Source organism: Thioalkalivibrio versutus, from assembly GCF_001020955.1.
In the GTDB taxonomy this organism is placed as follows: Bacteria; Pseudomonadota; Gammaproteobacteria; order Ectothiorhodospirales; family Ectothiorhodospiraceae; genus Thioalkalivibrio; species Thioalkalivibrio versutus.
On the sequence record NZ_CP011367.1, the window covers coordinates 1,863,825 to 1,888,025 of the forward strand.

The following is a 24,201-nucleotide window of genomic DNA, read 5'->3' on the forward strand; positions in this document are numbered from 1 at the left end:
AAGGACACCACGCGGCTCAACGACTGGCGCCGCGTATCCAGCGCTTCAGCAACGCGACCAGGGCACCCCCGGAGACCAGGCCCAGCAGGTAGATTCCGACAATCAGCAGCGCCAGTGGCAGGGTTACGTACAGGGTGAGGAAGTTGAGCGTTACGAGACGCAGGTTCTGGATCGCAAAGATCGCAACCACCGCGACGAACACGATAATCAACAGGGTGTACAGGTAACGCATGGGACCTCCCTGGTCAGTCGGACATGCCTCTCAGGTTCCGGCGCCCCGCCGCGGGCGTCAACCGGCCGGGCGGTGGGTTTCAGGCCTCGGCGTGGGTGCAGTGCCGCCGCACCGGACAGGCATCACAGCGCGGCCGTGGCCGGCAGCGCTCCTTGCCATGTTCCACGATCAGCGCATGCAGGTCGTTCAGCGCCGCCACATCCGGCCCCAGTGCCACCTCGACGTGCTCGCGCAGCGCATCGTACGGAGCCCGTGCCTGCGGCAGGTCCAGACGCTCGAACAACCGGCGGGTATAGGCATCCACCACGAACACCGGGCGCTCGAAGGCGTACAGCACGATATCGTCGGCGGTCTCCGGCCCGACACCCTTGACCCCCAGCAGCGCCGCGCGCAGCGCGTCGGTGTCCAGCGCCGCCAGCCCCTCGATCCCGCCGGACGCCTCCAGGAAGGCCAGCAGGTGGCGCAAGCGATCCGCCTTCACGTTGAAATAGCCACTGGGACGAATGTGTTCGGCCAACTCTTCCCGGCTCAGGGCCATCAAGCCCTCCGGCGACAGCGCGTCGATACCGCGCAAGTTGGCCAGCGCCTTCTCGACGTTGGTCCAGCTGGTGTTCTGCGTCAGCACCGCGCCGACCATCACCTCGAACGCCGTCTCCGCCGGCCACCACTGCAGGTCGCCGTACTCCGCGCGCAGGGCCTCCAGGAGCTCGGGGATCCGCACAGGAGCTACCGCTGACGGCTACCGCCCGGTTTGCCACCGCCGCCCGAGCGGCCGCCGGGTCGACCTCCCGCAGGCTTCGCGCCCCGGGAGCCGCCGCGCCCCGCGGGGGACGAAGACTTGCCCGGCTTCTTCGGCGGCGACGAACTCCAGCCGTCCTCGCGCGCCGCCCGGCTGGTGCGGGCCTTGCCCGCCGGCGCCGCCTTGCCGGGGCGTTGATCCCGCGGTTTGCCGCGCGGATCGCGTCGCGGGCCGCCGCGACCGCGCGTGCGCACGGAGTCCGGCACGGGCAGGTCCGCCGCCTCGTACAACCCGGCCACCTCGCGGGTCTCCAGATCCCGCACCGCACCGGTCTTCAGCCCGTGCCCGAGGACCACCGGCCCGTAGCGCACCCGGATCAGGCGGCTGACCGTGACCCCGACCGCATCCCACAGGCGGCGCACCAGCCGGTTGCGGCCTTCGCTGACCACCACATGAAACCAGTGATTGGCGCCTTCCCCACCCTGCTCTTCCAGACTGTCGAAACGGGCCGCGCCATCCTCCAGTTCCACGCCTTCGCGCAGCATGTCCTGGGTCGCCGGCGGCACCTCGCCCAGCACGCGCACCGCGTACTCGCGTTCCAGGGCCATGCTCGGGTGCATCAGCCGGTTGGCCAGTTCGCCATCGGTGGTGAACAGCAGCAGGCCCGAGGTATTCAGATCCAGCCGGCCCACGGCCACCCAGCGCTGCCCCTTCAACCGCGGCAGGCTGGCAAACACCGGCCGCCGCCCCTCGGGGTCCGAGCGGCTGCAGATCTCGCCCACCGGCTTGTGATACACGATCCACCGATGCGGATGCTCCGGGCGCCGCACGATGCGCCCGCGCACGCGGATCACGTCGTGCTCGTCGACCTGGTCGCCCAGCTTCACGGTGCGGTTGTTCACCTGCACCTCGCCGCGCTCGATCCAGCCCTCGATCTCGCGCCGCGAACCCAGCCCGCGCGCCGCCAGGACCTTCTGTACCCGCTCCGACATTCCCGGAACTCCAGCAACTCATTAAGATGGACGCCACGATACACCAACAGGACGTTGCCATGACCGATTCCGCGCCGGAAACCACGCCCGTCAAGACACCGCTGAACATCGCCGTGCTCACCGTCTCCGACAGCCGCGAACTCGCGGAGGACCGTTCCGGCGACGCCCTGGTGGAACGCCTTGAAAGCGCCGGTCACCGGCTGGCCGAGCGCAAGATCGTGAAGGACGACATCTATGCCATCCGCGCCGAACTCTCGCGCTGGATCGCCGATCCCGCTATCGACGCGGTGCTGACCACCGGCGGCACCGGCATTACCGGCCGCGACGGCACCCCCGAGGCCGCCTCGGTCCTGCTGGACAAGACCATCGAGGGCTTCGGCGAGCTGTTCCGCATGCTCTCCTTCGATGAGATTGGCACCTCCAGCCTGCAGTCACGGGCCCTGTCCGGCGTTGCCAACGGCACCTACCTCTTCGTCCTGCCCGGCTCCACCGGCGCCTGCCGCACCGCCTGGGACCGCATCATCCAGGCCCAGCTCGACGACCGCACCATGCCCTGCAACCTCACCATGCTGATGCCGCGCCTGAAGGAAGTTTGACGAAACACGATCAATCCGGGGCCGGCCCGGACTCGTCGGGCGCGAAGCATACCGGCGAGGCGCGCTCGCCCGTTGGTTCCTCCTCGGCCCGTTCGGCGTCGAGGAGAGCGCGCAGCACCGCCACATGGCTGTGCTCGGCGTCCCGGGTGGCCGTCAGCAGCGTCAGGCGGCCGCGACGGGCATACCCCAGCAAGCGGCCCCAAGCCTCGGGAGCCGCTCCCAGTTCCGCCCGGTACCGGCGACAGAACTCGCGCCAGCGCTCCACATCGTGGCCGAACCAGCGTCGCAGGTCGGTGGACGGAGCGAGCGACTTTTCCCAGGCGGCCAGCAGGAGCGCCGACTTTTTCACCCCGCGCGGCCACAGGCGGTCGATCAGCACACGCGTCCCATCCCCGGGATCGACCGGGTCGTAGACGCGCCGGATCCGCACCTGTTCCATACGGCGATTACCGGTCCACGTGGGTCTGCAACCAGTACTCCAGCAGGGCGGCGTGCCAGAGCTTGGAGCCCTGGATGCGGGTGAAGTACTGATCAGGCGCGTCCAGCAGCTTGTCGATGTAGGCCGGCTGATAAAGGCCCCGCTCGCGCGAGGCGCGCGAGGTGAGGATGTCGCGCATGAACTCGAGGAAATCGCCGCGCACGTACTTCAGTGCCGGCACCGGGAAGTAGCCCTTGGGCCGGTCCAGCACCGCGTCCGGTAGCCGGCCACGAGCGATGCGGCGCAGCACGTCCTTGCCGCCATCGCCCAGCTTCAGATGCGGCGGCATCGCGGCGGCGGTCTCGACCAGCTCGTGGTCCAGGAACGGCACCCGCGCCTCCAGGCCGAAGGCCATGGTCATGTTGTCCACGCGCTTGACCGGGTCGTCCACGATCAGCGTGGTCACGTCCAGCGCCAGCACGGCGTCGATGAAGGAATCCGCGCGGTCGGTCTCCAGTTCGGCGAACTGCTCGCGCAGCCAGTCACCAGTGACGTCGTTCGCCGGCGGGTGGCGCAACATCTCGGCCATCTCCGGATGATCGCGGTCGAAGTAGTGGCGCCGGAAGCGTTCCACCCAGTCGCCATGGCGATCCTCCGCCATCTGCGGATACCAGAAGTAGCCGCCGAACACCTCATCGGCGCCCTGACCGGACTGCACGACCTTCACATGCTGCGAGACCTGCTCGGACAGCAGGTAGAACGCGACCGCATCCTGGCCGAACATCGGCTCGGCCATGGCACCCACCGCCTCCGGCAACCGGGCCAGCACCTGGTCGTTGGGGATCAGCGTGGCCTGATGGTCGGTCGCATAGCGCTCCGCGACGGGGTCGGAATACTCGAACTCGGAGCCCTTCTCCTCCGGCTGGTCTTCGAAGCCGACGGTAAAGGTGCGCAGATCCTGCGCACCCTCCTCCATCGCCAGCGCGACCAGCAGGGAGGAATCCAGCCCACCGGAGAGCAGCACGCCGACGGGCACATCGGCCACCTCCAGCCGCTTGCGCACCGCCTGGCGCAGCGAATGCTCGATGCGTTCCTGCCACTCGCCGTCCGATACCGGCTCGGCCGGGCGGTGTGCATGCAGCGTCCAGTAGCGCTGCAACCGCTCCTGGCCCCGCGCGTCGATGCTCAGGTAGTGCCCCGGCTCCAACTTGCGGATGCCGCGCAGCACGGTGCGCGGCGCGGGCACCACCGCGTGCAGCGAGAACAGCATGTGCAGGGCCTCCGCATCCAGCTCGGTGTCCACGTCGCCGGCCGCCAGCAGCGCCTGGGTGTTGGAGGCGAAGCGGATGCCCTCACCGACGCGGGCCAGGTACAGCGGCTTGATGCCCATGCGGTCGCGCGCCAGCAACAGACGCTGGGCGTTGCCATCGAACAGTGCGAACGCGAACATCCCATGCAGTCGGGCGACGATGCCCTCGCCCCACTCGGCGTAGCCGCGCAGGATGACCTCGGTGTCGCCGGTGGAGAAGAAGCGGTGGCCGCGTCCTTCCAGTTCGCTGCGCAGCGCACGGAAGTTGTAGATCGCGCCGTTGAACACCAGCGCAAGCCCGGTCTCCGGATCGAACATCGGCTGGTGCGCGCGCTGCGACAGGTCCAGGATCGACAGCCGCCGGTGGCCAAGGGCGACCCGACCAGAAGCCCACAGGCCGTCGGCATCCGGCCCGCGCCGTTCCAGACAGGGCAGCATGCGCGCGACCGCCTCGCCGCTCGCGCGCCGTTCACCCCAGACGAATTCTCCTGCGATCCCGCACATGATTGGTTCCTTGCTGGTTGGGACTTCTTGGGTTGTGCTTCGTGGCCATCGTCCGACGCGGGCGGGGCTTCGCGGGCAAACCCGCTCCCCCAAGCGGCGATCAGGACGACTGCTCGGTTCGAAACGCCTGCTCCAGTGCGTCCATCAGGGACTGGCTGGCCGCGCCGGCTCGGTCGCGATCGGCATGCGTAATGTAGAACGGCACCGCATGACGCGCCCCGGCCTCCAGATTCAGTTCGACCAGGCCTCCCGCGGCAAGATCCTCGGCGATCCGGTCCTCCGGCATCCAGGCGAAGCCGATCCCGGAGCGCAGGATCTCGCAGGCCGTACCCATGTGCGACACCGTCCAGCGCTGGTCCGCCTCCACCCAGCCGCCCTCACCGGAGGCCTGGGCACCCGAGTCCCGCACCACGACCTGGCGGTGCGGCTGCAGATCGCGCCGGGTCAGCGGCGCTTCACCCTGCGCCAGGGGATGCGAAGGGTGCGCCACGCACACCATCGACAACTCGCCCAGGCAGGTCCCGAGGTAGCCGGATGGCAGTTCCGGACCCAGCAGGATGTCCACCGCCGCTTCGCGCAGCAGATCCGGCCCACCGCTCAGCACCACCTCGTGCAGCTGGATGCGAGTGGCCGGGTAGGCCCGTGAAAACCCCTCCAGGGCCCCGATCACTGGCGCCCGCGGAAGGAGCTGATCCACTGCCAACCGGATTTCGGATTCCACCCCGGCGGCCAGCGCACCGGCCAGGGTCTCGATCTCCGCCGCCTCTTCCAGCAGGTGGCCGGCCCGGCGCAACAGCGCCGCGCCGGCCGCGGTAAGCACCGCCTTGCGGCCCTTGATCTCGAAGACGTCGACGCCCAGCTGTTCTTCCAGCTTTTGCACCGCGTGGTTGATGCTCGACGGACTCTTGTGCACCCGTTCCGCAGCACGCGCAAAGCCCCCGGCGTCCACCACCGCCTGCAACATGCGCCACTGTTCGAGAGTGACGCGGATCAATCTACCCGCTCGCGCTGGTGCCCCGGGTTTCCCGGGACCTGGCGCGGCGCGCCACCGAGCGTGATGCTACCGGCCGGTTTTTGTCTGTCTCGGGTCGCAACACAGGGTCGGGAAACCTGGGGCATCAACCCCACACACCATTGCATGACGCGCCGCGGCCGCGTTTGCCTTCTACTAACGTTGGGCCCGCTGACGGCGTTGCGGCTCCCTTGTGCAGAGCGAGGGCATGGCAGTCGCTCTGCCGGGTCCGCGAGCACAATCGACTCGAGCACGAACGGGACCATTGATGCGCGCACCCCTAGTGTTCCTCGGGGCAGCCGCAGCCCGGATTGTGGGTCCGCGCATGCCATTCCTCGCGCATGCGGGCATAGGCCGCGCCGGTCAGCAGGACCAGGTGTACGGTGGAGGGGTAAATCCGCCCGTCCAGACGCAGGGTCTCGGTGAGTTCGGGGTCGCGACCTTCCGGGATGTAGAAGAAGTCCACGCCCTCGCGCAGCTGATGCTTGCGCGCCTTGAACAGACGGAAGGCCGTGCCCTTGGGCACGCCGTTCCATGCATCGACCTGGCGCAGACTCAGGGTCGCATACCCGGCATGGATGATCGGCTCCGGCGTCGGCCCGGCCGCGGAACCTTCCTGGCCGTGAAACCGTCCCGCGCTACGAGGGTCTTCAACTGTATCGGTATCCATGCTGGCATTATGCCTGCGCGGACATCCCGGCTCATCAAGGACACCCAATGGAATTTCTTCAGGAATACGGACTTTTCGTCGCCAAGGCCGCCACGGCCGTCATCGCCGGGCTCATTGTGTTGAGTGCGATCGCCGGCCTGGTCGGCCGGTCGCGCGAGGGCAAGCCGGACCGGTTGAACGTCAAACGCCTGAACGATCGTTTCGAGCGGATGGAGAAGACCGTGCGCCGGGCGGTGGAGCGCCGCCGCGGGCGGGTGGAACGCCTGCGCCACTGGGCCGCACGCAAGCTGCCGCGCAAGGGGATGGGGGACTCGACCGCCACAACCGAAACCGAACAGACCGACAAGCTCGGTGGCACCCGTTCCGACCGCGAGGCGGATGCCGAACGCCCGCGCGTGTACGTCCTGCGCTTCGACGGTGATATCCGCGCCTCCAGCGTCGAGAGCCTGCGCGAGGAGGTCACCGCCATCCTCACCATGGCGCGACCGGAACAGGACCGCGCCATCGTCTGCCTGGAGAGCCCCGGCGGGCTGGTGCCCTCCTACGGGCTCGCGGCCGCCCAGCTGGCACGCCTGCGCGAAGCCGGGCTGGACCTGACCGTGGCGGTGGACCGCGTCGCCGCCAGCGGCGGCTACATGATGGCGGCGGTCGGTCACCGCATTGTCGCCGCGCCATTCGCGGTGCTCGGCTCGATTGGCGTGGTCGCCCAGATCCCCAACTTTCACCGCTGGTTGTCGCGCAACGATATCGACATCGAACTGCTGACCGCAGGCGAATACAAGCGCACCCTGACCATGCTTGGCGAGAACACCGACGAGGGCCGGAAGAAATTCCGCGAACAACTGGAAGAGGCCCACGAGCTATTCAAGACCTTTCTCGCCCGCTACCGCCCGCAACTGGACCTGGACCAGGTCGCCACCGGCGAACACTGGTACGGCGAACAGGCCCGCGAGATGGGGCTGGCCGACGAACTGCGCACCAGCGACGATCTGCTGCTGGAGCTGACCCGCGAGGCGGACGTCTTCGAACTGACCTATCACCGCCCGCAGACCCTGGGCCGGCGCATCACCTTTGCGATGGAATCCATCCTCGAGCGCGTTTTGCGCAGCCAGGGGCCGGAAACCCGGATGTAAAGTCCACCTGCCGGGGAACGCTTTGGCGGGCGAGACCGTCAACCTCACACGATCTACTGCAACAATCGGAGTCCCCCATGAAACGAAACAACCACCCACTGACCCGTCTTCTGCTGATCCTGCTGGCCGCCGCCAGTCTCATGGCCACGCCGCTTGTGGCCGGCGCGGACGACAACCTGCCCTGGGGCTCGGCCGAAAAGATGGACCGGCAGTACGAACCCCGCAAGGTGGTCTACGACGTGTATACCAGCAGCCCCAGCGAGCTGGAGGGCGTACTGGACCGCGTGAGCATGCTGAACAACGTCTACGAGGCGGACCCGTTCGAATCGCACATCGTCCTGGTGCTGCACGGTGCCGAGGTCCCGTATTTCACTCGCGACGAGTTTGGCGAGCACGAGGAACTGATGCGTCGCGCGCGCTCGCTCACCCAGTCCGGCAATATCGAGTTCCGCATGTGCGAGGCCTCGGCGCGCCTGCGCGGCATCGACGTGGAAGACGTGCATGGCTTCGTGAACGTCGTACCGATGGCCGATGCCGAGATCATCGAACTGCAGCACGAAGGCTATCTGCTGATGCAGTAATCCTCGAACGGTGTTCGGCCACCCAGGGCCGAACACCGTGCACGGGCGTTGTCCCACGACCCGATCACGCTTCCGTAGACCGGTCGCTGAAAATTCTGCATGGGTCGTCTACCTTTTCCGGACGTGATGACGAAACCACCCGGTCGATCGTCGCCACTCGCTCGACGCACCCATTACTGCACAAGGACTTTGTCATGAAGAAGACGCTACTGACCGCGCTGTTGCCCCTGGCCCTGATCGCGGCCCCGGCGCTGGCCGCCGACGTACCCGGGATGATCGCCAAGGCCAGCCCGCATTCCGCCTCCGAGACCCTGGATCGGCTGGAGAATGCCCTGGAAGCCAACGATATCGGCGTCGCCCTGCGCTGGGACCACGCCGCCAAGGCGGACGGCGTGGATATCGAACTCGGCCCGACCGAACTCCTGATGTTCGGCAACCCGGCGCTCGGCAGCCACTTGTTCACCAGCCAGCAGACCGCCGGCATCGACCTGCCGATGAAGGCGCTGGCGTGGACCGATGCAGACGGCCAGACCTGGCTCGCCTACAACGATCCGGAATGGGTGGCCGAACGCCACGGCATCGACGACCGCGATGACATCCTCGATACCATGAGCAACGCGCTGGACAACCTGACCAACGCGGCCATCGCCGAGGACTGAGCACCTGCTCGATCCCCGCCGCACGGGCGCAGCCCTGCTGAGGTTCACTCGCGCCGGGCGGGCGATTGGTTATAGTGAGGCTTCCATCCTTTCCGGGAGCCGACGTGGATCGCCCGTCCCCTTCCAGCCAGACCTCACCCGACATCCGCGACCGGCCCATCCTCGGCTGGCGCGAATGGGTCGGCCTGCCCGACCTCGGCATCCCCGCGATCAAGTGCAAGGTCGATACCGGAGCCCGCAGTTCCGCGCTGCATACCTTCCAGATCGAACCCTTCACGCGTGATGACCACGAGTGGGTGCGCTTCGGCATCCACCCCCACCAGCATGATAGCGAGACCGAAATGTGGTGCGAGGCGCCGGTGCTGGACGTCCGCAAGGTGACGGATTCCGGCGGGCACACCGGGGAGCGCTACTTCATCGCCACCCGGGTGCAACTCGGTGCCGTAGTACTGCCAGTTGAACTCTCCCTGACCAGCCGCGATACCATGCTCTTTCGCATGCTGCTCGGCCGCGAGGCCATGCGCGGTCGCTTTCTTGTCGACCCCCAGGCCTCGTTTGTCGCCAGCCACCGACCGCAAATCCCTACAGCCCAGCAGGCGCCTGAATGAAACTCGGCATCCTTTCGCGCAACAGCAAACTCTATTCCACCCGACGCCTGGTCGAGGCGGCCGAACAGCGCGGCCACGAGGTCCGCGTGGTGGATCCGTTGCGCTGCTACATGAACATCACCGCGCACAGCCCGCAGATCCACTACAAGGGCGACATCCTCGACCAGTTCAACGCGGTCATCCCGCGGATCGGGGCATCGATCACCTTCTATGGCACCGCGATCCTGCGCCAGTTCGAGATGATGAACGTCTACCCGCTGAACGAGTCGGTGGCCATCTCGCGTTCGCGCGACAAACTGCGCAGCCTGCAGCTGCTCTCGCGCCGCGGCATCGGCCTGCCGGTGACCGGGTTTGCCCACTCGCCGGACGACATCGATGACCTGCTGGCGACCGTGGGCGGCGCGCCCTGCGTGATCAAGCTGCTGGAAGGTACGCAGGGGCTGGGCGTGGTGCTCGCCGAGACCAAGCAGGCGGCCGAGAGCGTGATCCAGGCCTTCATGGGCCTGAAGCAGCACATCCTGGTGCAGGAATACATCCAGGAGGCCAAGGGCTCGGATATCCGCTGCTTCGTGATCGGCGACAAGGTCGTCGCGGCGATGAAGCGCCAGGCCAAGGACGGCGAGTTCCGCTCCAACCTGCACCGCGGCGGCAGCGCCTCCCTGTGCCGCATCACCCCGGAAGAACGTGCCACCGCGGTACGCGCGGCCAAGGTCATGGGCCTGAACGTCTGTGGCGTGGATCTGCTGCGCTCCAACCATGGCGCGGTGGTGATGGAGGTGAACTCCTCGCCCGGCCTGGAGGGCATCGAGAATGCCTCGGGCAAGGATGTGGCGGGCATGATCATCGAGTTCATCGAGAAGAACGCCAAGCCCAACCGGACGAAGACCAAAGGGAGCGGCTAGTGTCCTTGAGTCGCAAGGCTACACTTCACTCGCAGCGGGTGGACCGCACGCAAGAGCGACCCGCGCGGGCGTATGCACATTGTTCGGTGGCTCCCTGATGCCCGGCATACCCCAGTCACTGCGCAACAAGCCGATCACCATTGGTGGCACCACCGTCCGCCCCGGCGAGCGGCGCACGGTGGAGCTGGAACTGGGAGCGCTGTACACCCACACCCCGACCAACATGCCGGTACAGGTGCTGTGCGGTCGGCGCAAGGGGCCCGTGCTGTTTGTCAGCGCCGCCATCCACGGCGACGAGATCAACGGCGTCGAGATCATCCGCCGCCTGCTGAAAGTCCCCGCCCTGCGGCGCATGAAGGGAACCCTGATTGCCATCCCTGTGGTCAACATGCACGGCTTCATCAACCAGAGCCGCTACCTGCCCGACCGGCGTGACCTGAACCGCTGTTTCCCCGGCTCGCAGAAAGGCTCACTGGGGGCTCGCGTTGCGCGCCTGTTCATGCGCGAAATCGTGCAGAACAGTACCCATGGCATCGACCTGCACACCGGCGCCATCCACCGCTCCAACCTGCCGCAGATCCGCGCCAACCTCGATCACGCCGAGACCCTCGATCTGGCGCGCGCCTTCGGGGCCCCGGTGATTCTCAACTCGGCCCTGCGCGACGGCTCCCTGCGCGAGGCCGCCGCGGAACGGGAAGTCCCCATCCTGCTGTACGAGGCCGGCGAGGCCCTGCGCTTCGACGAGCTCTCCATCCGCGGCGGGGTGCACGGCATCATCGAGGTGATGCGCCATCTGGGCATGCTGCCGGCCGTACGCCGGCGCCCGCGCAAGGAACCCATCATGGCGCGCACCAGCGGCTGGGTCCGCGCGCCCCAAAGCGGCATCCTGCGCACCTTCGTGCGCCACGGCGACCGCGTGGTCCGCGACCAGACCCGCCTGGCGATCATCTCCGACCCGTTTGGCGAAACCGAGACCGAGATCCTCGCCCCGGCCTCCGGCATCATCATTGGTCAGCTCAACCTGCCGCTGATCAACGAAGGGGATGCACTGTTCCACATCGCCCAGTTCAACCGTACGGACCTCGCCGTGGAACGCCTGGAGACCTTTCAGGAAAACCTGGAGGCCAGCGACTACCCCTACGCCGATCAGCAGCGGCTCGAGACACCCTGAAGGAGACGCCGAGGGACACGCCGGGCACGGCCCTTGCGCCGGCCATCCGGCTCAGTGGCCGATGTCCTCGTGCCACAGCTCGGGGTGCGTCTCGATAAACGCACGCATCAGTTCGCGGCAGCCCGGGTCCTGGACCACGTCCACCTGGATGCCGTGACCGCGCAACCACGCCTCCTCCCCCAGGAACGACTCGTTCTCCCCGATCACCACTCGCGCAATGCCGTAGAGGACGATCGCGCCGCTACACATCGCGCAGGGCGAGAGCGTGGTGTAGAGCGTGCATTCGCGATACACCTGCGCCGGCTGCCGGCCGGCGTTCTCCAGCGCATCCATCTCTGCATGCAGGATCGCGCTGCCCTGCTGCACCCGCCGGTTGTGCCCGCGCCCAATCACCTCGCCCCGGTGCACCAGCACCGACCCGATCGGGATCCCCGCCTCGCCCAGCCCCGTACGCGCTTCGTCGAGCGCCATTTCCAGAAACGGATCCATCGTCGTCACCCAGTTGTCGCAACGAATTCAGGCTGACGGTAGCCGATGCGGCATTGCAAGATCGAGTCCGCCCCACGCGTGAGACGCCGATGGAGCGGGCGTCAGATGTGGGCGCTGAACTGGCCCCGCCGCGGCAGGCCGAGCAGATGGAGGAAATCTGTTTCGCGCAGCCGGACGAGCGACTCGTGATCGCCAGCCTCGAAATACACGTTGCGCTGTTCCAGCACGCTGTCATCAAGCAGGGTTTCCAGCCCGTAAGCGGCGCCCAGAGCGGGGATTGCGCCGCGTTCGCAGTCAGCAAAGACGCGGGCCACCTCGTCCTCGGTAGCCAGGCCCACGTGCTCGCCCAACAACCGGTGCAACTGCCCCAGTTTTACGCGGCGCGTGGCCGGTACGACGGCCAATCGGTACTGTCCATCCTCCTCGACCAGCAACACCGCCTTGGCCACGGCGTCGCCCGGCACATGGGCCGCCTCGGCCGTGCGGCTGGCCGAATTCGAATGCGGATGGGGCACCAGCTGGTAGGCCACCGCATGTTCGGCCAGAAAGTTGTTCAGGGTCCCGGGGATACTCATGGCGCACGCTCCGCAGTGTCTTCCTTCGACTATAGACCCCACCGGGATCGCCTACGTCTGCACGGATCCAGCAGGTCGGTACAATCAAGCATATGACTGCCTTTTCCGTACTCGACCTGGCCCCGATCACCGCTGACGGGGACGCCACCCACGCCTTGCACAACACCCTCGATCTTGCGCAACACGCCGAGGCCCTCGGCTTCCAGCGCTACTGGCTGGCGGAACACCACAACATGCCCGGCATCGCCAGCGCAGCCACGGCGGTGGTGATCGGCCAGGTGGCAGCCGCCACACAGCGCATTCGGGTGGGTGCCGGGGGCATCATGCTGCCCAACCACGCCCCGCTGGTGGTCGCCGAACAGTTCGGCACCCTGAACGCGCTGTACCCGGGCCGCATCGACCTCGGGCTGGGGCGCGCACCCGGCACCGACCCGACCACCGCGCGCGCCCTGCGCCGGGCCCCGGATATCGACCCCGACCAGTTCCCGCGTGACGTCGCCGAGGTGCTGGGCTATTTCGACGACCCCCAGCCGGACCAGGTGATCCGCGCCATCCCCGGCGCCGGCCAGCACGTGCCCGTCTGGATCCTCGGTTCCAGCCTGTTCGGTGCCCAGCTGGCCGCCCAGATGGGCCTGCCGTATGCGTTTGCCTCGCACTTCGCGCCCGGGCATCTGATGAACGCACTGGAGCTGTACCGCAGCCAGTTCCGGCCGTCCGCATGGCTGGATCGCCCCTACGCCATGCTCGGCTACAACGTGTATGCCGCCGACACCGACGCCGCGGCGCGAACCCTGGCCAGCTCCATGGAACAGGCCTTTGTCAGCCTGCGGCGGGGTCGCCCCGAACCGATCCAGCCGCCGATCGAGGGCTACCGCGAACGCCTCGACCGCGCCGAACGCGCGATCGTCGAACAGACGATGGCCTGTTCCGCGATTGGCGCGCCGGACACGGTGGAAACCGAGATCCGCCAGTTTCTCGACCAGACTGGCGCCGACGAATTGATCGTAACCACCTCCACCTTTGACCATGCGGCGCGCCGGCGCTCGCTGGAACTAACGGCGGAGGTGCGCGACCGAATCACCATGTGAAAACCGGACCACCTGTTCACCCGACCGAACTGGGGCCCTATGCTTGAGGCGACGGCCGGAGTGGCCGAGCCCATTCAGAAACAGGGGGACACATGCGCGTCAAGGTCCACGGCATCACCATCGAATGCATCACCGGCAATATCGCCGCCCAGCGCGACATGGACGCGGTCGTCAATGCCGCCAACGCCTGGCTGCGGCCCGGCGGCGGCGTGGCCGGGGCCATCCACCACGCCGCGGGGCCCGGTCTGGAGCGTGAATGCCAGCCCCTGGCTCCGATTGAACCCGGCCAGGCCGTACTGACCGGTGCCCACAACCTGCCCAATCGCTTCGTAATCCACTGCCTGGGACCGGTCTACGGGCACGACGAACCGGCCAGCCGGTTGCTGGCTGCCTGCTATCGCAACGCCCTCACCCGCGCCGAAGAAGCCGGGGCCTACAGCGTCGCATTTCCCGCGCTGTCCACCGGGGCCTTCGGCTATCCCGTCGAGGAAGCCGCCCGCATCGCCCTGGAAACCGTGATCGCCGCCACGCCCCGGCTGGATGCCGTCGGCCATGTCCGCTTCGTTCTGCATACCGAGGGCGATCTGGAGACCCATACCCGCATCCTTGGCGAACTGGCGGCATGATCACCGCCGTTCCCACGGCTTCACACCTCCACGAGCTCCACGCATGAACCCGCCGCGCAAGATGCCCGTGCAGTTGATCCCGGTCGAGGAGGTGGTCCACCGCGCCGACGACCTGGCACGCCAGATACGGGCCAGCGACTTTCGGCCGGACACGATCGTGGCCATCACCCGCGGCGGGTTCATGCCCGCGCGATTCTTGTGCGACTTCCTCCGAGTGCACAAGCTGCTCAGCCTCAAGGTCGAGCACTACACCTCGGGCGCGCGCGAAAAGCAGCGAGCGGCCGTTACCATCCCGCTGGCCGGGGATGTGCGCGGCGAACGGGTCCTGCTGGTCGACGACGTCAACGACTCCGGCGACACCCTGGTGGCCGCCCGCCCCCATCTGGAGGGCTTCCAACCGGCCGCCGTGCGCACCGCCGTGCTGCATGAAAAGGCCAGCACCCAGTGCCCCGCCGATTTCCACAGTCAGGCCGTGCAGGAATGGCGCTGGATCCTCTACCCCTGGGCCGTCATCGAAGATGTCGGCCAGTTCGCCCGCGAAATGGACCCGCCCCCGACCACCGCCACCGAGCTGCGCACGCGTCTGCAGCAGGACTACGGCCTCGAACTCGACGCGGCCCAGTTGGACCGCGTAATCCGCTACAACGACCTGCCCTTTTCCGCGTAGGACGACGCGGACCGGGATCCGCCCGGGTTGGCAATCGGGTTCGGGGAACGGATGATATGGACCCGGCCCGGTCACCCCGGGTCACGAAACCCGATCCAACCCAACGGGCCCTTCCACCCGGCCCACCAACCTGGCATCGAGACTGCCCATGTCGTATCTCAAGGATTTTCCCAACCCGGAAGGCTACTTCGGCGAATTCGGCGGCGCCTTCCTGCCGCCGGAACTGGAACCGCATTTCGCCGAGATCAACCACGCCTATCGGACCCTGGCGCGCTCCGGCGATTTCCTGAACGAACTGCGCTACATCCGCAAGCACTATCAGGGGCGCCCGACGCCGGTGTACTACGCCCATAACCTGAGCCGTTCGGTGGGCGCGCATATCTATCTCAAGCGCGAAGACCTGAACCACTCCGGCGCGCACAAGCTGAACCACTGCATGGGCGAGGCGTTGCTGGCCAAGCACATGGGCAAACGCAAGCTGATCGCCGAGACCGGGGCCGGCCAGCACGGCGTGGCGCTGGCCACTGCGGCGGCCTACTTCGGCATGGAATGCGAGATCCACATGGGCGAGATCGACATCGCCAAGGAAGCACCCAACGTGACCCGCATGAAGCTGATGGGGGCCCAGGTGGTGCCCGTCTCCTTTGGCGGTCGCTCGCTGAAGGAGGCCGTGGATTCCGCCTTCCAGTCCTATCTCTCACAAGCGGACGAGGCCCTGTTCGCGATCGGTTCCGTGGTCGGGCCGCATCCGTTCCCGCTGATGGTGCGCAACTTCCAGTCGGTGGTCGGCATCGAGGCCCGCGAGCAGTACCTGGAGATGAGCGGTGGCGAGCTGCCGGATCACGTGGTCGCCTGCATCGGCGGTGGGTCCAACGCCATGGGCATGTTCGCCGGCTTCATCGAGGACGCCCAGGTGCAACTCAACGGCGTGGAGCCGCTGGGACGCGGTACCAAGCTCGGCGAGCACTCCGCCACCATGACCTACGGCAAGCCGGGCATGATCCACGGCTTCAAGTGCATGCTGCTGGCCGACGCGGAAGGCAATCCGGCCCCGGTCCACTCCATCGCCTCCGGGCTGGACTATCCCGGCGTCGGCCCGGAGCACTCCTACCTCAAGACCACCGAGCGCGTCGCCTACCACGCCATCAACGACGACGCGGCCCTGGATGCCTTCTACCAGCTCTCGCGCACCGAGGGGATCATCCCGGCCCTGGAAAGCGCCCATGCCGTCGCCTGGGCCATGAAGCACGGCCGCGAGAACCCGGGCACGACGATCCTGGCCAACCTCTCCGGTCGTGGCGACAAGGACATCGACTACGTCGCCCGCGAGTTCGGACACGGGTAGCCCGCCTCGCCAATACGGCTCGAAGGCGGCGCTACGGGAACTTCAGGCCAGGTTGCGCCGGTCTCAGTCTTGTTGACCACGGGCGGAGGCCTCGCGATGGCAGGCGGATGGGCAAAAGACGGTGCGGAGCAGGAGCAGATCGACAACACGGTCGAGGACGCCCTGCAACGGGTGCGCAGCCAGATTCCCACCGGGGAAGGTCTGAAAGAGTGCGAGGAATGCGGGGCGCCGATTCCCGAAGGCCGGCGCCAGGCCCTGCCGGGCGTGCGCCTGTGCGTGGGCTGCCAGGAGGCGGAGGACGCGGCGCAGCAGGCCACCAGCCCCTACAACCGGCGGGCCTCCAAGGACAGCCAGCTGCGTTGATCTCGCCCCAGGGAAACACTGATTAATGTACACGCTCGCGTTGGCAGCCCAGGTTTTCCGAGACCAGGCGCGTCGTGCAGCGGGTAGTGGTTCTACCCGCCCGTTTTTGATGTCTTCAGGGCGCAACGCAGGATCGGGGAACCCGGGGTGCCAATCCCACAAGCTATTGAAAGACGGGGCTCGGCCGCCCGTTGTTGATGAAAACGGGCGCGGGAACGGCGTTGCGGCTCCCTTGTGCAGAATGACTGCACGGCAGTCACCGCGCCTTGTTCGCACGCAAAAGCGACTCGCGCGCGAGCGTGTACATCAATCAGTGTTCCCCTAGAGATACTTCATCCGGCCCCGGATGGACTCCAGTTCGGACGCGACGTCCTTAAGGGTCGCGCCATCATCGTCACTGCCAACCACCAGCCCCTTGCCGGAAACCGGGATCACGCTGTCGATCTGAAAACGCCCGGTGGTTCCGCGCAGGAAGCACTCTTCGTCGAAGAACAGGCGATCACCATCCGGCCCGATCTCGTCGGACTCGAGCGTGTCGTACCCGATCAGCCGGGCAATGTCGTCACGCCCTTGGACGTCCACGGCTTCGATCGTCTGCTGCTCCGGATCAATCAACAAGGCCTTCATTCGGTTCCCCTCTGCACATGGGTTCATCGTCGCTACTACGGTAACGGTGCGTGGACCACGGGGCCACTGCGAGCAGGCCCTGTGTGCACCTGCCGCCTCCGGGAGACGCGGATCCGCGCCCCCATAACGCCCGTGCAACCAATCGGCCAAAGGGCTTTGCAATTTGCCGATTGCCCGTCTTTACTCAACGAGGTCGCCGCGCGCCGAGGCTGACGCAGGCACCCGATAAAAACAAGAAGCGAGGAGGAGACGGTGAACGAGAATCCGCACGATCTCGAAGAGCAGAAAAAGGAACTGGAAGCGGAATACGACACCGAGCACGAGATCGGGGATCAGAACATCAACCCGCTTGGGCTGGACCTGCATAACCCGGTCTTCGTCACCAGTGCCCTGCTGATTGTCGTATTTGTCATCCTGTCCCTGGTCTTTCCGGAACAGGCCAACGAGCACCTCGACAACACGCGTCAGTGGATCGGGCGCACCTTCGACTGGCTGTTCCTGTCGGCCGGCAACATCTTTGTCCTGTTCTGCCTGGCCCTGATCGTCCTGCCCATCGGGCGCATCCGCATCGGCGGCCAGGACGCCAAGCCGGAATTCTCGGTCATTTCCTGGTTCTCGATGCTGTTCGCCGCGGGCATGGGCATCGGCCTGATGTTCTGGAGCGTCGCCGAACCGGTGGGCTACTTCACCGAATGGTTCGGCACACCGCTGGGGATCGAAGGCGGGACCGAAGAATCCCGGCAGGCGGCGCTGGGGGCCACCATGTATCACTGGGGCCTGCACCCCTGGGCGATCTACGCGGTCGTCGGCCTGGCGCTGGCGTTCTTCGCCTACAACAAGGGCATGCCGCTAACCGTCCGCTCGGCGTTCTATCCCATCCTCGGGGAGCGCATCTGGGGCCCGATCGGCCACGTGATCGACATCCTGGCCGTGCTGGCGACCATGTTCGGCCTCGCCACCTCCCTCGGCCTGGGTGCGCAGCAGGCCGCTTCGGGCATCGGATTCCTGTTCGACATCGATACCGGCCTGAACACCCAGATCGCCATCATCATCGGCGTGACCATCATTGCCCTGCTGTCGGTCATGCGCGGCATCCATGGCGGGGTGAAGCTCCTCAGCAACATCAACCTGGTGTTCGCCGCAGTGTTGTTGCTGTTCGTGATGGTCGCCGGGGGCATCATCGCATTCCTCTCCAGCATCGGCACCACGGTCACCGGCTACGTGCAGTACATCATCCCGCTCAGCAACCCGGTCGGACGCGACGACGAGACCTTCTACCACGCCTGGACCATCTTCTTCTGGGCCTGGTGGATCTCCTGGTCGCCGTTTGTCGGCATGTTCATCGCCCGCGTCTCGCGCGGGCGCACGGTGCGCCAGTTCGTCACCGCGGTGCTGCTGGTGCCGACCCTGGTCACCGTGGTCTGGATGAGTGCCTTCGGCGGTTCCGGGCTGACCCAGTCCCGCGATGGCGTTGGCGCCCTGGCAGACGGCATCTCCGATTCCTCCCTGGCCCTGTTCCAGATGCTCGAACACCTGCCCTTCACCGCCATCACCTCGTTCCTGGCGATTGCCCTGGTGCTGGTGTTCTTCATCACCTCGTCGGACTCCGGCTCGCTGGTGATCGACGCCATCACTTCCGGCGGCAAGACCGACGCCCCGCAGTCCCAGCGCCTGTTCTGGGCCACAACCGAAGGCGTGGTCGCCGGTGTCTTGCTGGCAGTTGGCGGAGCCGCGGCCCTCAATGCCCTGCAGGCCGGGGCGGTGAGCACCGGACTGCCGTTCGTCATCGTGCTGCTGGTAATGTGTGTCAGCCTGATGAAGGGGCTGTTCCACGAGCTGGCCCTGATCCGCATCGAGGAAGCCAAGACCTGACGCAGTGCGCCCCTCGATGGCCCGGCAAGGGCCGTCCGGATTTGCATCCCGAGCATCCCCGCGCCCGCTCCGGCGGCGCGGGGATTTTCTTGTCCGGGACAGCAGGGCGCGGAATCGGGCATCCTCGCGCGTGATGCATATCCGTTTTCCATTGACGCGACTGTGAGCCGGCGCCACAGCATCGCCCGACACCCGCTGCTGGCCGGCATCGCCTTCCAGGCGGCGCTGATCCCGCTGGCCCTGATCCTGGCCCGAGTTGCGGATATCTCGCTGGGCGAGCAGATCGACTGGAACCTCGACGCCGTCGCCCTCGGTGCACTGGCGGTGCTGCCCATGCTGGTGCTCCTGGGGGCGCTCGCGTCCAGCGGCTGGGGACCCTACCGTGCATTGGCCGATCAGGTGCGGGATTTCGTGCGGCAACTCTTTCGTCACGCGCTCCCCGGCGCGGTGTTGCTGATCTCGCTCCTCGCCGGCATCGGCGAGGAGCTCCTGGTGCGCGGCGTGCTGCAGGGCTGGCTGACCGAACGCTGGTCACCCGAGTGGGCGATCGTCGCCGCGGCGATCGTGTTTGGACTCGCCCATTCGATCAGCCGCCTGTACTTTGTGTTCGCCACCGTCATCGGGCTCTACCTCGGGGTGCTCTATCACCTGACCGGCAACCTGCTGGTGGTGATCGTCACCCATGCCCTGTACGACTGGATCGTCATCCACTGGTACCTGCGTTCCCGCGATGCCGGCAGGGGCGGCGCATGATCGTCCAGCAGTTATCCAGGGGGAACGGGCCCGCCAAACCCCGCCTTGCCCCTGCTGGATGACCATCCACGGGCGGGGGGTCGACGTCACCGACTGCCTGCCCCGGGAGCACGCGTCATGCTTCCAGACTGCGGGATCGGTGCGCTGGCGCGCCGCAACGAGGACCGGTTGGGCGGGTTCAGCACGCGCCCGGGTCACGGCCCGCGCGCGTCTGTTCCATGAATTGCGCCAGGCGCGCCGGCCGGCCGAGATAAAAACCCTGCACCAGATCACAGCCCAGAGCGCGCAGGCGGTCGAGGGTTTCCTGATCTTCCACGCCCTCGGCCACCACGCTCAGGCCCATCTTCTGGCCGAGCCCGATCATGGATTCCACGATGCGCTGGTGCGGCCGGCTGGACACCAGTTCGTGGACAAAGGTCATGTCGATCTTGAGCTCGTCGAGCGGCATGCGCAGCAGCCGCTCCATCGACGAATAGCCAATACCGAAGTCATCCATGGACACCCGCAAGCCCAGGTCCTTCATCCCGTGCAGGGCCGCACGCGCCTCGGCGTCGTGACTCTCCATCACCGCCGTTTCGGTCAGCTCCACCGTGACGCTCTCCGCCGGCACCTGCCAGACCTCCAGTGACTGCGCCACCAGATCCACCACCTCCCGTTCCTGCAGGTCGTCGGCAGAAAAGTTCACGGAGATCCCCGCATCCAGTCCGGCCTGGCGGTACTCGGCACACTGGCGCAGGGCCGTGTTGAAGACCCAGTGCGTCAGCCGGGGCATCAGGTCCGTTCCCTCCGCCGCCCGCACCATGGTGTCCGGACGGATCGAGCCATACTGCGGGTGATCCCAGCGCAACAGGGCTTCCACCGATTGCACGCAGCCCGATGCCAGCGCGACCTGTGGCTGATACTCGAGGTGGAGGCTTCCCTCCTCGATGGCCTGCCCCAGCTGGGACCACAGATCCACGCCCTCCAGCATGGTCGCCGCCGCCTCCGGGGCATACAGGCGCAGGCGCGCCCGAGCCCGTCGCGCCTGCCGAACTGCGGCATAGGCATGAGCCAGCAAATCCTGCGGGCGCACCACCCGGGGGCCCGCCAGCGCCAGCCCGGCACGCGGCCAAAGCAGCACCTGCCGCTCACCACAGGCAAACGGTTCACTCAACACCCGCAGCATCTTGTGGGCCGCCAGTTCGGCGAACCCACTCCCGGCCACGGCCGGCTGCGCACAGGTGATCTGATGGCGTCCGGTGATCCCGACCAGGCCATCGCTCAGGGCGCTCGCCAGCGCCTGACCCGCGTTCCGGATCAGTTCGTCTCCCGCGGCGTACCCCAGGGCCGCGTCCACGTCCCTTAGCCCCTCCAGTTCGATGACGGTCACGGCTGCTTGCGCCCCGGCCCCCTGCGGGCGCGGGGAAATCCCGCCCAGGGCACGGAGAAAATCGTGATATTCAAACAGCTTCGACATCGACAGAAGTCCGGCGGCTACGCCCATGTGGCGAAATCAGTAGATGCGGTCCCCCATACGGAAGCGCATCTACTCAAAGATAATAGGTTCATCGAGCATTACCGGGGAAGGCTGCGCGGATTTTGAGGAAGAAGTATTCCTGGTCGCGATAGCCATAGGCCCGACGCTTGATGACCTTGATCGTGTTGTTAATGCCCTCGACGACGCTGGTGTTCAGCCGGTGGCGGCAGCGCGAGACGATGCCGGGCAGGTAGGGCTCCAGCAGGCGTGCGAAGCGCTGCAGGGCCTGGATTCCACTCTCGTGCGCTTGCTGCACCCATTGCCGCCACGCCTGGTGCGTCCGCTCGGGGCTGCGCTGGAACCACAGTCTCTTGAGTTCGTCGCGTAAGAGGTAGACCGTCAGTAACGCTTGGTTGGCCTGCAGCAGCTCGTCCAGGTGCACCGCCTGGCCGGCGTTCAACGATGCCCGGTTGCGCAACAGCAGCCAGCGGCTGGACTTGATCACTCGTCGAGCCTGTCGGTCGTCGCCCAGGCGCTTCGCCTCGTCGACACGCACCCGGTCGATCACCTCGCGGCCGTACTTGGCGACCACATGGAACAGGTCATAGACGATCTCGGCGCGCGGGCACTGCGCCCGGATCTCGAGCTCAAAGGCCGTGGTCATGTCGATCGCCACCGCCTCGATGCGCTCGCGCACGCCTTCGGGGAGCTGCTCGAAGAAGGCCCGCGCGGTCTCGCGCGAGCGGCCTTCACCGACCCACAACACCTGGCGCCGGATCGGCTCGATCACCACGGTCGCGTAGCGGTGCCCCTTGTGCAGGGCGAACTCGTCCATCGCCAGATAGCGGATCGACGCCCAGTCCGGCTCCGGCAGCGCAGCCGCCAGTCGATGCCGGTCCACCGTCTTCACCGTGTGCCAGCCCAGGCCATAGAACACGGCCACGGCCTGGATACTGGCCGAACGCAACAACTGACTGCAGGCATCCGCCAACCGGTTGGTCAGCCGCTGATAGCGCCCCAGCCAGCTCAGCCGCTCCAACTGGGGACCGCCGCAGTGCTCGCACCACACGCGGCGACGCGGCACCACCAGCACCACCCGGTACTCGAACAGGGGAAGATCCCGGACCCGCCGCAGCGTCGTCTCGTGCACCTGCCGGGTCCGATGACCGCAGCGTTCGCAGTGCATCCACTGCCGCGTCGGCTTCAGGTGCAACTCCAGCGTGCCGCCGGCCTCCTCCGGCCAAACCGCACGCTCCAGCCGATAGCCTTCCCAGCCGCCCAGCTTCTGCAACGTCTTCTTGTCCAGCATCGCTCCCTCCCGTGTCCTTCCTGGCTCCACGCGAGACTACGATGCCCTTCAGCGGTCGAACACCTCCCCGGTATCCTTCGATGAACCAGATAATAGCGCGCCGGATCGACCCCGTAGGCACCCGCCGGAAGGTCGCGCAGGATCTGCCGCCGCGCCCCCTCGGAATCCGGCGCAGGCGAGCCCAGATCCAGCTCCCACGGGTCGGGATACGGCATATGGGACGGATCGAGGATGCGCATCACCCGGGGCATGAAGCGCTGCGTGCGGCGGTGACTCAGCACGATCGCGACCTCGCCGTTGTCCAGCTCCACCAGGCTGCCCACGGGAAACAGCCCCACGCAGTGGGTGAACTGATCCACGAGCGCCGAATTCAGCCCCCAGCGCGCGTTCTCCCGCAGTTCCTTCAGGGCCTCGAAGGGGGTCCGGGCCAGGCCGCCCTCCGTCAGCATCTCCTCGTAGGAATCCACGATAGCCGCCATGCGCGCATAGGCACAGATCTGGTTGGCTACCAGACCCCGTGGGTAGCCACGCCCGTCCTCGCGTTCGTGGTGCTGGGCGACAATGTCGCGCACGCCCTCCGGGATCCCGTGGGAGCGCTGCAGGATCGCCTCGCCATATTCCACGTGGCGCTGAATCTCGCGCCGCTGATCCGGGGACAGCCGCGTGCGGCGCCCCAGGAGCGTCCGTGGCATCTGCATCTTGCCGATGTCCATCAGCAGACCACCCAGCCCGAGGATCGACAACTCGGCTCGATCCAGCCCCATGTGCCGGCCCAGCGCCAGAAGATGGATCGCGACATTGAGCGAGTGGGCGTACAGCACATCGTCCGAGTGGCTCAGCCTGGCCAGCAGCAGCAGGGCGTCCGGGTTGCGTTCCACGCTCTCGCGCAACGCCTCGGACGCCTCGCGGGCCGCCGCCAGACGCACCCCGGGGTTGCGCTCCATGCCGGCACGGATCTGCTCCAGCACACGCCCGGCAATCGCCTGAGCCTCCCTGGCCGCAGGGAGCTCCTGCTCCACCGAGCAGTGATCGCGATACACCGTCATGCCGCGGAACTGGGCGGCCTCGGCCGGGCTCGAGGCCGTCACGGTAGTCCGCGCGGACGCCGCGGCCGATGGCAGCCGGCTCAGCGACGCCGGCGCGCTCTTCTCCAGATCAACGAACACATGCACACAATGGCGAGCGAGCTCGTCGATATCGTCCTGCGAGCGAATCCGCACCCCCTCGACCAGATAGGGCGTCTCCAGCCACGGACGATCGAGCCGGCTGACGTACATACCAACCTGCAGATCGGAAACCGGAATCTCCTGCTGTAACAGTCCCCAGGGCATACCACTGTTGTCCAACTGTCGCATCTGGCCGCCATAATGTTCGACCAGCTTTGCATCATCTCCACCTTAGCGCCACTTATCGAGGGGCAACAGCGATTGAGTGCAGAATCCGTTAGTCGTTCGCAAAAGCCGGCATCCGCCGGCCCCATCCGGCGGACTGAGGGGGAGCGATCG

At 66.8% G+C, this 24,201-nt stretch carries 26 protein-coding genes and 1 pseudogene; 14 read left to right on the forward strand and 13 right to left on the reverse strand.

Annotated elements, in window-relative coordinates; translation table 11 throughout:
• Nucleotides 1-16 precede the first annotated feature (16 nt).
• The 3 genes from TVD_RS08655 to rluB form a co-directional block, all read right to left on the reverse strand.
• Nucleotides 17-232 (reverse strand): LapA family protein, encoded by a 216-nt coding sequence (locus TVD_RS08655; RefSeq protein WP_018144183.1) that lies wholly within the window; start codon nucleotides 230-232, stop codon nucleotides 17-19.
• Between the two features lie 79 nt (nucleotides 233-311).
• Nucleotides 312-953 carry an endonuclease III domain-containing protein gene (locus tag TVD_RS08660; RefSeq protein WP_047251368.1) on the reverse strand — a complete coding sequence of 214 codons (642 nt, stop codon included), beginning with the start codon at nucleotides 951-953 and terminating at the stop codon, nucleotides 312-314.
• 5 nt (nucleotides 954-958) lie between these two features.
• Nucleotides 959-1,963 carry a 23S rRNA pseudouridine(2605) synthase RluB gene (rluB, locus tag TVD_RS08665; protein ID WP_018144185.1) on the reverse strand — a complete coding sequence of 335 codons (1,005 nt, stop codon included), beginning with the start codon at nucleotides 1,961-1,963 and terminating at the stop codon, nucleotides 959-961.
• Between the two features lie 59 nt (nucleotides 1,964-2,022).
• Between rluB and moaB the strand changes: the two genes are divergently transcribed.
• Nucleotides 2,023-2,559: a molybdenum cofactor biosynthesis protein B gene (gene moaB / locus TVD_RS08670; protein ID WP_018170056.1), complete on the forward strand. Its 537-nt coding sequence runs from the start codon at nucleotides 2,023-2,025 to the stop codon at nucleotides 2,557-2,559.
• Nucleotides 2,560-2,569: 10 nt separating this feature from the next.
• Here moaB and TVD_RS08675 read toward each other — a convergent pair whose 3' ends face one another.
• The 4 genes from TVD_RS08675 to TVD_RS08690 all read right to left on the reverse strand — a co-directional run bounded on the left by TVD_RS08675 (nucleotide 2,570) and on the right by TVD_RS08690 (nucleotide 6,472).
• The gene (locus TVD_RS08675; protein ID WP_047251369.1) at nucleotides 2,570-2,998 is read right to left on the reverse strand and encodes a DUF488 domain-containing protein; all 429 of its coding nucleotides are present in this window, start codon (nucleotides 2,996-2,998) and stop codon (nucleotides 2,570-2,572) included.
• A gap of 7 nt (nucleotides 2,999-3,005) precedes the next feature.
• Complete coding sequence (locus TVD_RS08680) at nucleotides 3,006-4,790, reverse strand: N-acetylglutaminylglutamine amidotransferase (protein WP_019571722.1); 1,785 nt, start codon at nucleotides 4,788-4,790, stop codon at nucleotides 3,006-3,008.
• A gap of 100 nt (nucleotides 4,791-4,890) precedes the next feature.
• Nucleotides 4,891-5,784: a LysR family transcriptional regulator gene (locus TVD_RS08685; protein WP_476718446.1), complete on the reverse strand. Its 894-nt coding sequence runs from the start codon at nucleotides 5,782-5,784 to the stop codon at nucleotides 4,891-4,893.
• A 298-nt stretch (nucleotides 5,785-6,082) separates the two neighbouring features.
• Entirely contained in the window at nucleotides 6,083-6,472 is a 390-nt protein-coding gene (locus TVD_RS08690) for a hypothetical protein (RefSeq protein ID WP_018144190.1), read from the reverse strand.
• Nucleotides 6,473-6,519: 47 nt separating this feature from the next.
• Here TVD_RS08690 and sohB point away from each other — a divergent pair, with 47 nt between their 5' ends.
• The 6 genes from sohB (at nucleotide 6,520) to TVD_RS08720 (ending at nucleotide 11,526) form a co-directional block, all read left to right on the forward strand.
• Nucleotides 6,520-7,605: a protease SohB gene (gene sohB, locus TVD_RS08695; protein WP_019571719.1), complete on the forward strand. Its 1,086-nt coding sequence runs from the start codon at nucleotides 6,520-6,522 to the stop codon at nucleotides 7,603-7,605.
• 77 nt (nucleotides 7,606-7,682) lie between these two features.
• Nucleotides 7,683-8,186, forward strand: coding sequence for a DsrE family protein (locus TVD_RS08700; protein ID WP_018175758.1), 504 nt, complete (start codon nucleotides 7,683-7,685; stop codon nucleotides 8,184-8,186).
• A gap of 194 nt (nucleotides 8,187-8,380) precedes the next feature.
• Nucleotides 8,381-8,845 carry a DUF302 domain-containing protein gene (locus tag TVD_RS08705; RefSeq protein WP_047251371.1) on the forward strand — a complete coding sequence of 155 codons (465 nt, stop codon included), beginning with the start codon at nucleotides 8,381-8,383 and terminating at the stop codon, nucleotides 8,843-8,845.
• A gap of 104 nt (nucleotides 8,846-8,949) precedes the next feature.
• Entirely contained in the window at nucleotides 8,950-9,453 is a 504-nt protein-coding gene (locus TVD_RS08710; protein WP_047251372.1) for an ATP-dependent zinc protease family protein, read from the forward strand.
• Nucleotides 9,450-10,355 carry a 30S ribosomal protein S6--L-glutamate ligase gene (gene rimK, locus TVD_RS08715; RefSeq protein WP_018144195.1) on the forward strand — a complete coding sequence of 302 codons (906 nt, stop codon included), beginning with the start codon at nucleotides 9,450-9,452 and terminating at the stop codon, nucleotides 10,353-10,355. Before TVD_RS08710 ends, rimK begins: the two co-directional genes overlap by 4 nt.
• Before the next feature lie 97 nt (nucleotides 10,356-10,452).
• Nucleotides 10,453-11,526 carry a succinylglutamate desuccinylase/aspartoacylase family protein gene (locus tag TVD_RS08720; RefSeq protein ID WP_038038162.1) on the forward strand — a complete coding sequence of 358 codons (1,074 nt, stop codon included), beginning with the start codon at nucleotides 10,453-10,455 and terminating at the stop codon, nucleotides 11,524-11,526.
• Nucleotides 11,527-11,577: 51 nt separating this feature from the next.
• Here TVD_RS08720 and TVD_RS08725 read toward each other — a convergent pair whose 3' ends face one another.
• Together TVD_RS08725 and TVD_RS08730 are read right to left on the reverse strand one after the other, a co-directional pair.
• Nucleotides 11,578-12,015: a nucleoside deaminase gene (locus TVD_RS08725; RefSeq protein ID WP_047251373.1), complete on the reverse strand. Its 438-nt coding sequence runs from the start codon at nucleotides 12,013-12,015 to the stop codon at nucleotides 11,578-11,580.
• Between the two features lie 101 nt (nucleotides 12,016-12,116).
• Complete coding sequence (locus tag TVD_RS08730) at nucleotides 12,117-12,590, reverse strand: aminoacyl-tRNA deacylase (protein WP_019568635.1); 474 nt, start codon at nucleotides 12,588-12,590, stop codon at nucleotides 12,117-12,119.
• Between the two features lie 92 nt (nucleotides 12,591-12,682).
• On the opposite strand from TVD_RS08730, the gene TVD_RS08735 reads away from it, so the two are divergent.
• From TVD_RS08735 to TVD_RS08755, 5 genes are all read left to right on the forward strand, one after another.
• Nucleotides 12,683-13,678, forward strand: a complete 996-nt coding sequence (locus TVD_RS08735) for an LLM class flavin-dependent oxidoreductase (RefSeq protein ID WP_019568634.1) — start codon at nucleotides 12,683-12,685, stop codon at nucleotides 13,676-13,678.
• A gap of 92 nt (nucleotides 13,679-13,770) precedes the next feature.
• Entirely contained in the window at nucleotides 13,771-14,304 is a 534-nt protein-coding gene (locus tag TVD_RS08740) for a macro domain-containing protein (RefSeq protein WP_047251374.1), read from the forward strand.
• Between the two features lie 43 nt (nucleotides 14,305-14,347).
• Complete coding sequence (locus TVD_RS08745; RefSeq protein ID WP_047251375.1) at nucleotides 14,348-14,971, forward strand: phosphoribosyltransferase; 624 nt, start codon at nucleotides 14,348-14,350, stop codon at nucleotides 14,969-14,971.
• Between the two features lie 148 nt (nucleotides 14,972-15,119).
• On the forward strand, nucleotides 15,120-16,316 hold the full coding sequence (gene trpB / locus TVD_RS08750; RefSeq protein WP_019568633.1) for a tryptophan synthase subunit beta: 1,197 nt from the start codon (nucleotides 15,120-15,122) through the stop codon (nucleotides 16,314-16,316).
• Between the two features lie 96 nt (nucleotides 16,317-16,412).
• Nucleotides 16,413-16,679, forward strand: coding sequence for a DksA/TraR family C4-type zinc finger protein (locus tag TVD_RS08755; RefSeq protein ID WP_018938096.1), 267 nt, complete (start codon nucleotides 16,413-16,415; stop codon nucleotides 16,677-16,679).
• A 321-nt stretch (nucleotides 16,680-17,000) separates the two neighbouring features.
• Here the strand turns inward: TVD_RS08755 and TVD_RS08760 are convergent, their stop codons facing one another.
• A complete protein-coding gene (locus tag TVD_RS08760) occupies nucleotides 17,001-17,306 on the reverse strand; it encodes a hypothetical protein (RefSeq protein WP_047251376.1) in 306 nt (101 codons plus the stop codon).
• A 252-nt stretch (nucleotides 17,307-17,558) separates the two neighbouring features.
• On the opposite strand from TVD_RS08760, the gene TVD_RS08765 reads away from it, so the two are divergent.
• The gene (locus tag TVD_RS08765; protein WP_047251377.1) at nucleotides 17,559-19,178 is read left to right on the forward strand and encodes a BCCT family transporter; all 1,620 of its coding nucleotides are present in this window, start codon (nucleotides 17,559-17,561) and stop codon (nucleotides 19,176-19,178) included.
• Nucleotides 19,179-19,340: 162 nt separating this feature from the next.
• Nucleotides 19,341-19,931 (forward strand): CPBP family intramembrane glutamic endopeptidase, encoded by a 591-nt coding sequence (locus TVD_RS08770; protein WP_047251378.1) that lies wholly within the window; start codon nucleotides 19,341-19,343, stop codon nucleotides 19,929-19,931.
• A 178-nt stretch (nucleotides 19,932-20,109) separates the two neighbouring features.
• Here the strand turns inward: TVD_RS08770 and TVD_RS08775 are convergent, their stop codons facing one another.
• The 3 genes and pseudogenes from TVD_RS08775 to TVD_RS08785 form a co-directional block, all read right to left on the reverse strand.
• Nucleotides 20,110-21,387 carry an EAL domain-containing protein gene (locus TVD_RS08775; RefSeq protein WP_047251379.1) on the reverse strand — a complete coding sequence of 426 codons (1,278 nt, stop codon included), beginning with the start codon at nucleotides 21,385-21,387 and terminating at the stop codon, nucleotides 20,110-20,112.
• 88 nt (nucleotides 21,388-21,475) lie between these two features.
• On the reverse strand, nucleotides 21,476-22,696 hold the full coding sequence (locus TVD_RS08780; RefSeq protein ID WP_047250638.1) for an ISL3 family transposase: 1,221 nt from the start codon (nucleotides 22,694-22,696) through the stop codon (nucleotides 21,476-21,478).
• 86 nt (nucleotides 22,697-22,782) lie between these two features.
• Nucleotides 22,783-23,973, reverse strand: a pseudogene (locus tag TVD_RS08785) (HD-GYP domain-containing protein); the annotation flags it as partial.
• Nucleotides 23,974-24,201 lie beyond the last annotated feature (228 nt).

Coding starts and splice junctions, on each gene's coding strand:
- TVD_RS08655 (WP_018144183.1), bottom strand. CDS start 232: ATGCGTTACCTGTACACCCTGTTGATTATCGTGTTCGTCGCGGTGGTT.
- rluB (WP_018144185.1), bottom strand. CDS start 1,963: ATGTCGGAGCGGGTACAGAAGGTCCTGGCGGCGCGCGGGCTGGGTTCG.
- moaB (WP_018170056.1), top strand. CDS start 2,023: ATGACCGATTCCGCGCCGGAAACCACGCCCGTCAAGACACCGCTGAAC.
- TVD_RS08675 (WP_047251369.1), bottom strand. CDS start 2,998: ATGGAACAGGTGCGGATCCGGCGCGTCTACGACCCGGTCGATCCCGGG.
- TVD_RS08680 (WP_019571722.1), bottom strand. CDS start 4,790: ATGTGCGGGATCGCAGGAGAATTCGTCTGGGGTGAACGGCGCGCGAGC.
- TVD_RS08690 (WP_018144190.1), bottom strand. CDS start 6,472: ATGGATACCGATACAGTTGAAGACCCTCGTAGCGCGGGACGGTTTCAC.
- sohB (WP_019571719.1), top strand. CDS start 6,520: ATGGAATTTCTTCAGGAATACGGACTTTTCGTCGCCAAGGCCGCCACG.
- TVD_RS08700 (WP_018175758.1), top strand. CDS start 7,683: ATGAAACGAAACAACCACCCACTGACCCGTCTTCTGCTGATCCTGCTG.
- TVD_RS08705 (WP_047251371.1), top strand. CDS start 8,381: ATGAAGAAGACGCTACTGACCGCGCTGTTGCCCCTGGCCCTGATCGCG.
- rimK (WP_018144195.1), top strand. CDS start 9,450: ATGAAACTCGGCATCCTTTCGCGCAACAGCAAACTCTATTCCACCCGA.
- TVD_RS08720 (WP_038038162.1), top strand. CDS start 10,453: ATGCCCGGCATACCCCAGTCACTGCGCAACAAGCCGATCACCATTGGT.
- TVD_RS08725 (WP_047251373.1), bottom strand. CDS start 12,015: ATGGATCCGTTTCTGGAAATGGCGCTCGACGAAGCGCGTACGGGGCTG.
- TVD_RS08730 (WP_019568635.1), bottom strand. CDS start 12,590: ATGAGTATCCCCGGGACCCTGAACAACTTTCTGGCCGAACATGCGGTG.
- TVD_RS08735 (WP_019568634.1), top strand. CDS start 12,683: ATGACTGCCTTTTCCGTACTCGACCTGGCCCCGATCACCGCTGACGGG.
- TVD_RS08740 (WP_047251374.1), top strand. CDS start 13,771: ATGCGCGTCAAGGTCCACGGCATCACCATCGAATGCATCACCGGCAAT.
- TVD_RS08745 (WP_047251375.1), top strand. CDS start 14,348: ATGAACCCGCCGCGCAAGATGCCCGTGCAGTTGATCCCGGTCGAGGAG.
- trpB (WP_019568633.1), top strand. CDS start 15,120: ATGTCGTATCTCAAGGATTTTCCCAACCCGGAAGGCTACTTCGGCGAA.
- TVD_RS08755 (WP_018938096.1), top strand. CDS start 16,413: ATGGCAGGCGGATGGGCAAAAGACGGTGCGGAGCAGGAGCAGATCGAC.
- TVD_RS08760 (WP_047251376.1), bottom strand. CDS start 17,306: ATGAAGGCCTTGTTGATTGATCCGGAGCAGCAGACGATCGAAGCCGTG.
- TVD_RS08775 (WP_047251379.1), bottom strand. CDS start 21,387: ATGTCGAAGCTGTTTGAATATCACGATTTTCTCCGTGCCCTGGGCGGG.
- TVD_RS08780 (WP_047250638.1), bottom strand. CDS start 22,696: ATGCTGGACAAGAAGACGTTGCAGAAGCTGGGCGGCTGGGAAGGCTAT.